The sequence below is a fragment of the uncultured Campylobacter sp. genome (assembly GCF_937890585.1).
Taxonomy (GTDB): domain Bacteria; phylum Campylobacterota; class Campylobacteria; order Campylobacterales; family Campylobacteraceae; genus Campylobacter_A.
Genome location: NZ_CALACG010000386.1, coordinates 1 through 4,938, shown reverse-complemented (window position 1 = coordinate 4,938; position 4,938 = coordinate 1). Strand labels below are relative to the sequence as shown.

General features: G+C 39.0%; 6 protein-coding genes. All 6 read right to left on the bottom strand.

Annotation, left to right across the window (positions count from 1 at the left end; genetic code table 11):
• Nucleotides 1-157 precede the first annotated feature (157 nt).
• The 6 genes from Q0296_RS11325 to Q0296_RS11300 all read right to left on the bottom strand — a co-directional run bounded on the left by Q0296_RS11325 (nt 158) and on the right by Q0296_RS11300 (nt 4,901).
• Nucleotides 158-952: a hypothetical protein gene (locus Q0296_RS11325; protein WP_298040663.1), complete on the bottom strand. Its 795-nt coding sequence runs from the start codon at nt 950-952 to the stop codon at nt 158-160.
• A complete protein-coding gene (gene queA, locus Q0296_RS11320; protein WP_298040665.1) occupies nt 949-1,971 on the bottom strand; it encodes a tRNA preQ1(34) S-adenosylmethionine ribosyltransferase-isomerase QueA in 1,023 nt (340 codons plus the stop codon). The genes Q0296_RS11325 and queA overlap by 4 nt, the downstream gene beginning before the upstream one ends.
• A complete protein-coding gene (tatC, locus tag Q0296_RS11315; protein ID WP_298040661.1) occupies nt 1,964-2,719 on the bottom strand; it encodes a twin-arginine translocase subunit TatC in 756 nt (251 codons plus the stop codon). Before tatC ends, queA begins: the two co-directional genes overlap by 8 nt.
• Nucleotides 2,719-3,117, bottom strand: coding sequence for a Sec-independent protein translocase protein TatB (gene tatB / locus Q0296_RS11310; RefSeq protein ID WP_012140063.1), 399 nt, complete (start codon nt 3,115-3,117; stop codon nt 2,719-2,721). Before tatB ends, tatC begins: the two co-directional genes overlap by 1 nt.
• A gap of 67 nt (nt 3,118-3,184) precedes the next feature.
• Nucleotides 3,185-4,231 carry a radical SAM family heme chaperone HemW gene (gene hemW / locus Q0296_RS11305; RefSeq protein ID WP_298040658.1) on the bottom strand — a complete coding sequence of 349 codons (1,047 nt, stop codon included), beginning with the start codon at nt 4,229-4,231 and terminating at the stop codon, nt 3,185-3,187.
• A gap of 55 nt (nt 4,232-4,286) precedes the next feature.
• Nucleotides 4,287-4,901, bottom strand: coding sequence for an AraC family transcriptional regulator (locus Q0296_RS11300; protein ID WP_298040656.1), 615 nt, complete (start codon nt 4,899-4,901; stop codon nt 4,287-4,289).
• Between the last annotated feature and the right edge of the window lie 37 nt (nt 4,902-4,938).

The window sequence follows — 4,938 nt, the reverse complement described above, 5'->3', positions numbered from 1 at the left end:
CTCTTAAAATAGCGCCTTTTTACTTTTAGTGGTAGCCATTGCTCTTTTTCGAATATCACATTGCGCTATTTGCCTTAAATTTGTAACTAACAGCTTTGGTTACAGCTACTTTTTAGAAATTTAAAACATGCAAAATTTGAGTAAATTTGATAGAACTTTAAAAACTTCTAGCGATCATCTCTAGCGTTTCGTGCAGGCTGTCGCTGGTAAATGGCTGCCTTAGTATGCCTATCTTCTCGTTCGTTGCCTCGATACCTTCGCCCTTGCAGATCACGACGATGTAGAAATTTTTAAGCTTTTGATATGTTAAAACAGCCTCTAGTATCTCTTTGTCGTCAAGATACTCTTTTTGTATAAAGATGATGTCTGGTCTAAAAATGGCATCTCTTATGTGTAAATTTAGGCTCTCTAAGCTCTTTTGTTTGCTAAGCTTCAGCCCTGTAAAGCTTAGCTCGTGGCTGAGTGTCAAAAAAAGGTTTTCGTCGTCGCATGCGATGATCGCATTTTTGCCAGAGAGGCTCGGGATATCCGTGTTTTGCTGCTTGAAAGTCCCACTTTTTGGCAGTGGTATGCTGATATTTATGTCAAAACCATCGCCACTTCTAGTGATTTTTGCATTTAGCTCTTTTGCTAGCTCACCAGCCTCTCTAACGAGCCTCTCATTTGGGTTTTTTGGGGTAGCGTCGCACTTTATACGGATGTCAAAATGTATCAACTGCAAGCTGTAGCTAACGAGGTTAAAGGCGATCAAAAGCTTAGCGTCGTTCACTTCATTTAGGTAAAATTTGCTTAAATTTTTGATCGCGCCTATTAGCTTGTGTGCTTCAAAGCTTAGATAGCGTGGGTAGTTTGGGTTGTAGTTAAAGACGATGGCGTTATCTCTAGTGGTTGCGTCCTTAAAAAGTGCCTCTAAAAAAAGCTCCATTTGTGCGATAAAATCAACATTTTTCATATCACAAGCATCCCATCGCCATAAGAGTAAAATCTATACTTTTCACTAACCGCCGTTTCGTAAATCCTCATCGTCTCCTCAAGCCCTATGAAGCTAGTAACTAGCATGATCAGCGTTGATTTTGGCAGATGAAAATTTGTTAAAAGGTAGTTTTGTCTGATAGGTCTATTATTTAGATTTAAAAATAGCTTGCAAAAGCCGCTTGGCTGCTTGCTTCTAGCAAATTCTTCAACGCACCTAGTCACAGTCGTGCCAACGCCAAGGATAGGCTTATTTGAGTTTATGATCTCTTGAGCTTTTTCGCTTAGCTCGTAAAACTCAGAGTGCATTTTGTGGTCATTTATGTTTTGGCACTCCACACCCTTAAATGTCCCAGCGCCCACGTGAAGCGTGATGTAGGCGACCTCGTGTTTTTCCTTTATTCTCTCTAACATCTGCTCGCTAAAGTGCAGACTAGCTGTTGGGGCTGCGACTGCGCCGCTATTTTTGGCAAAAATGCTTTGATACCAGCTCTCATCGTCCTTTGTATCAGCTCTTTTGATATATGGTGGAAGCGGGACGTGACCGATCTTTTCTAGCTCGCTAAAAAGTCGCGCCGTATCTAAAATAACGCCATTTTTGGTGAAATTTACCATTCTTGAGCCATCATCATTTAGCTCCAGTACATTTACTTTTATATCATCAGCGAAATTTAAAACGCTACCGACACTTACTCTGCCCCTTATATAGACGCTAAATTTATTATCGCCAAGTGGTTGATTTAGCATCACTTCGCAGGCTCCGCCACTTTGTTTATGTCCTAAAATGCGGGCCTTAACTACCTTTGTATTGTTAAAAATGACTGCTGCGTCCTCTGGGATGAGGTTGGCAAGATCTTTAAATTTATAGTGTTTTATCTCTTTTGCTTTTTTAAAATAAACAAGCAATCTTGCCTCTTCTTTGGGCAAAATTGGCTCTTTTGCGATGAGCTCACTAGGCAAAAAATAATCATAACTTGAGATATCGTTTATATCACTCATCGTCTGCGTCGCTGTTTGTATCGTTATCTTGTTCATCGTCGTCGCTTTTACCGGCTCTTTTGGCGACTATTATTGAAATTCCATAAAGTCCGATGAGTGGCAGTGCCATTAAAATTTGACTTATAACATCTGGCGGTGTGACGATAGCTGCAAAGATGAAGATGACGACTACTGCGTATCTGAAATAATCTTTTAGCATCTTGTCATCGACAAGTCCTATCTTTGCTAAGAAAAATGTAATGACTGGCAGCTCAAATGAAATTCCAAAGCCGATTAGTAGCTTTGTAAAAAAGCCCACGTACTCGCCGATACTTGGCAGTGCCGTAAAGAGCTGACCGCCAAAATTTACCAAAAATGTAAAGCCAAGTGGGATGACCACGTAGTAGCAAAATGCCGCCCCACACGCAAACATAAATGAAGCAGAGAGGACAAATGGGATCACATATTTTTTTTCATTATCATAAAGTCCAGGTGCGACAAATAGCCAAAACTGCCAAAAAATGATAGGCAAAGCAAGCACCAAACCAGCAAAAAAGGCGACCTTCATCGCAGTGAAAAATGGCTCTTGAATTTGAGTAAAGATGATGTTTGAGCCAGCTGGCAAGACCTGCTTTAGCGGCTCGCTCATCCATGCAAGCAGTGGATTCCAAAATGTAAAACAGATGCCAAAACAGACAAAAACGCTTACTATGCTTATAAAAAGCCTCTTTCTAAGTTCGATCAAATGGGGTCTTAACTCTTCAAACATTACGCCTCTTTTTTATCGTTTAAGATCGCATCTTTAACTAAATTTGTTGGATTTTGTATATTTTCTACCGTTTTTTTCGTGTCGCTTACGACGTTTTGTATGCTTTCGGTGACGTCGCTTGCGCTTTTTTTGATCTCGTCAAGCTCTTCAAATGTGAGCTTTTTACGCACGCTTTGCGCACTTTGAGTTATGCTCTCCTTGTATTTTTGAGCGTCTTCTTTGAGCTCGGCTATCTTCATCTCTTGATCAAAAGTTGATTTTGCGTCGTTTATACCTTTTTTAAACATCTTTAGAAATTTGGCGATCTGCACCATAGCGCTTGGCAGCTTGTCAGGGCCCAAAACTAGCACGGCGATCACGGCGATGACCAAGATCTCAGAAAAACTCATTCCAAACATTTTTGCCTCTGTTAAATTTTATTTAAGCTTTGTATTTTATCTTGACTTTGCTCAAATTTTGATAAATTTAGCCCTCGATAAAGAGTGCGATCTCGTCGCTTAGTAAGAAATTTGGGTTGTAAAATTTGCCATTTTTAAAGAGTAGTTTTTCATTTTCTACAAGTAAATTTGCCCTTTTTTTCTGAGCTTCGTTTAAGCGCCCAGCTTCCACGCCCACGACGCTTCTAAACCCTAAAAATATATGCTCTCTTGTTAGCTCGCTTTGGCTTAAAATTTCTCTTTCTCTATGCGTTGGCTGAGCGATGTAGGCGTCTATGCTACTTTTGGAGTAGTATCTGGTGGCGTCCTTAAAGCCCACGCTAAAAGCCCCAACGCCAAGGTAGTTTTTGCCTTGCCAGTAGCCAAGATTGTGCTTGCAAATTTCTCCGAAATTTGAAATTTCATACTGCTTAAAGCCAGCTCTCTGGATCTGCTCTATCATAAATTTAGCCAAAGTGTCGCTATCCTTTTTATAGCTTTTTTTGCCAGCAAATGGGGTGTTTTCTTCAAGCGTGAGCGAGTAGGCGCTTAGATGTGTGATAGCAAGGCTTTTTAGATTTTCAACCTCAGCCAAAAGGCGCTTTTTGGTATCAAATTTAGTGTCATAGATGAGGTCTAAATTTATGCTCTTAAAGCCAGCTGTATGGGCATTTTCAACTGCTTTAAAAATTTGCTCCCTGCTGTGAATACGCCCTAGAAATTTAAGCTTATCTTCAAAAAAGCTTTGAGCACCAAAGCTGATGCGGTTTGCGCCTAAATTTTTTACATGCTTTAGCCAGGCTAAATTTGCAGAATTTGGATTTGCTTCAAGTGTGATCTCAGTTTCTGGAGTGCAAAGTGGAGCTAAAATGCTAAAAATCTCATCATAAAGCTTAGCATTTACCGCACTTGGTGTGCCGCCGCCAAAAAAAATGGTTGAAATTTCTTTTACATTTTGGCTTTTTAGCTGGAAATTTAGATCAAGGCAAAGCGCTTTAAAATAGGCGCTAACCTTGCTAAATTCGTCATCGCTTGAGCCAAAGGCGCAGTAAGGACACTTGCTCTGGCAAAATGGCACGTGGATATAAACTTGCAAATTTCTCTCTTTTTTAAATTTTTGCGATTATAAGAAATTTGGCATTTAACGCAGTTTAAAAGTAGCTTTTTTGCCTTATTAGCTCGCTTGGTAAAAAGCCAAAAGTGCCTTTAAAAATTTTTGCAAAATGCGCTGCATTTGTGTAGCCAACGATGCTGGCAGCCTCTTTTATGCTGATATCATTTTGTTTTAAAAGGGCAAATGCCAGCTTTAGCCGCTCTTTTGCTAAAAGCTGATAGATCGTATCTTTGAAAAAGAGTTTAAAATTTTTCTTAAGCCAAAAGTCATTAGTGCCGCAAAGATGGGCTAGCTCTTTGATACTTGGGGGATTTTGCATGCGAGTAAGCAGAATTTTCTTAGCCTTTAAAAGCACTTTTTCTTCGTCACTGCTAAAATAAATTTTGTTATCTTTTAAAGCTTTGCTCTTGTAGATAAGCTCTAAAATTTTTGACTCTATAAAGATCTCTCTCATCATGCCATCATATAAATTTGTCGTTTCAAGCTCGTTTAAAACGCAAATTTGATCCTTATCTTTTTTGTATTTTATAAGATCAAATTTCTCTTCAAGCCTAAGCTCACTAAAAATTTCAAGCTTATTTGCGTAGTTTTCTTCAAAAAGCAAGGTTTTGGTTTTATAAAATTTATTTTGATATTCAAAAAGAATTTCCAAAATCACAAACTAATATTTCAATTACTCTTTATCAAGG